The 499-nt window shown below is 52.7% G+C and carries 1 pseudogene; it reads right to left on the reverse strand.

Features of this window, described 5'->3' with window-relative positions:
• Nucleotides 1-499, reverse strand: a pseudogene (locus ACTHUR_RS18950) (translation initiation factor IF-2); the annotation flags it as partial.

Consider the following 499-nt stretch of genomic DNA (forward strand, 5'->3'; position numbering starts at 1 on the left):
CGTTAAAGCCGATGATGAATGCGCCGGAAGCGATGGCCAAGTTGACATCAGATTCGGTAATGCCGCCAACGCCGCTGTGCAACACGTTCACTTTCACTTCGTCTGTGGACAGTTTTTTCAGGCTGCCCGCCAAAGCTTCGTAAGAACCTTGTACGTCTGCTTTGATGATGACGGACAAGGATTGGGCTTGGTTTTCGCCCATGTTGTTGAACATGTTTTCCAGTTTTGCGGCCTGTTGTTTGGCCAAGCGCACGTCGCGGTATTTGCCTTGACGGAAGAGGGCGATTTCGCGCGCTTTTTTCTCGTCGGCCAATACCATTGCATCTTCGCCTGCGTTCGGAACGTCGGACAAGCCGAGGATTTCGACAGGGATAGACGGACCGGCTTCATTGATGGCTTTGCCGTTTTCGTCAACCATTGCACGGATTTTACCGAATGCAGTACCGGCCAGCAGCATATCGCCCTTTTTCAGCGTACCGCTTTGTACCAAGAGGGTGGC

The organism is Neisseria sp. P0021.S007, assembly GCF_051956855.1.